The 1,560-nt window shown below is 71.9% G+C and carries 1 protein-coding gene; it reads left to right on the forward strand.

The features are described from left to right. Positions 1–164: 164 nt before the first annotated feature. A complete protein-coding gene (ftsY, locus tag HZS56_RS37735; RefSeq protein ID WP_216725314.1) occupies positions 165–1,373 on the forward strand; it encodes a signal recognition particle-docking protein FtsY in 1,209 nt (402 codons plus the stop codon). Positions 1,374–1,560: the final 187 nt, after the last annotated feature.

The raw sequence follows: 1,560 nt of genomic DNA on the forward strand, positions 1-1,560 counted from the left end.
AAGTGGAACGGGAGGGGGGGGAAGAGACGGTGGGACTCTACGCGCGTTGAAGCGGCGCCCTCCATCGTACTTTGCTCCGACTCCTTCCTCCCAGGGGCCTTTGTCCTTAGGAGGAAGCGACAAGGAGGGTGTCGCCGGAGCCGATGACTGATACTGGGGGCGTTATGGAAATCGTCATCCTTGCTGTAGTCATCGCCGTGGTCGTGATCGGCGCGCTCGGCGGGCTGGTCGTGGGCTCCCGCCGCAAGAAGCAGCTGCCTCCGCCGCCGCCCGCCACGCCCGACATCACCGCCCCTCCGACCGAGCCGCACGTCGGCGACGAGGCCGAGACGCCCCGCGACGAAGCGCGCCGGACCATAGAGGAGGTCGACCTCCCGGACGGCGGCACCGCCACCGTCGAGGAGCCGCCCGTCGCCGAAGAGCTCGAGATCCCGCAGATCGAGGTTCCCGAGCCCACCGCCGGCCGTCTGGTCCGGCTCCGCGCCCGGCTCTCCCGCTCGCAGAACGCCCTCGGCAAGGGCCTGCTCACCCTGCTCTCCCGCGAGCACCTCGACGACGACACCTGGGAGGAGATCGAGGACACGCTGCTCACCGCCGACGTCGGCGTGCAGCCCACCGAGGAGCTGGTCGAGCGGCTGCGCGAGCGCGTCAAGGTGCTCGGCACCCGCACGCCCGAGGAACTGCGCGGCCTGCTGCGCGAGGAGCTGATCAACCTCGTCGGCCCCGACATGGACCGCGAGGTCAAGACCGAGCCCGCCACCGGCAAGCCCGGCATCGTGATGGTCGTCGGCGTCAACGGCACCGGCAAGACCACCACCACCGGCAAGCTCGCCCGCGTCCTGGTGGCCGACGGCCGCAGCGTCGTCCTCGGCGCCGCCGACACCTTCCGCGCCGCCGCCGCCGACCAGCTGCAGACCTGGGGCGAGCGGGTCGGCGCCCACACCGTGCGCGGGCCGGAGGCCGGCGACCCGGCCTCCGTGGCCTTCGACGCGGTCAAGGAGGGCAAGGAGCTGGGTTCGGACGTCGTGCTCATCGACACGGCCGGCCGCCTGCACACCAAGACCGGCCTCATGGACGAGCTGGGCAAGGTCAAGCGCGTCGTGGAGAAGCACGCCCCGCTGGACGAGGTGCTGCTGGTGCTCGACGCCACCACCGGCCAGAACGGACTGATCCAGGCCCGGGTCTTCGCCGAGGTCGTGGACATCACCGGCATCGTGCTCACCAAGCTGGACGGCACCGCCAAGGGCGGCATCGTGGTGGCCGTGCAGCGCGAACTGGGCGTGCCGGTCAAGCTGATCGGGCTCGGTGAGGGCGCCGACGACCTGGCCCCGTTCGAGCCGGCGGCGTTCGTGGATGCCCTCATCGGCGAGTGATCCGCCGGGGCACTTTCGCACGGAAGCGCCCGCTTCCCCGAGGACGTACGGGGGACGGGCGCTTCGTCGTGTGCGGGTACGCCGGGTGTGGCGTACCGGTGCGGGCGGGGGCCGCCGACGCGCCCAGGGCTTCCAGCCTTTCCGCCGCCTGCCGCCCGCGTATTCGCTGCCCGCCTCCCGCCTCCCG

The sequence above is a fragment of the Streptomyces mayonensis genome, assembly GCF_018982965.1.
In the GTDB taxonomy this organism is placed as follows: domain Bacteria; phylum Actinomycetota; class Actinomycetes; order Streptomycetales; family Streptomycetaceae; genus Streptomyces; species Streptomyces mayonensis.

What these genes read in the sequence shown, in the direction of transcription:
- ftsY (WP_216725314.1), top strand. Translation starts at nt 165, where the DNA reads ATGGAAATCGTCATCCTTGCTGTAGTCATCGCCGTGGTCGTGATCGGC.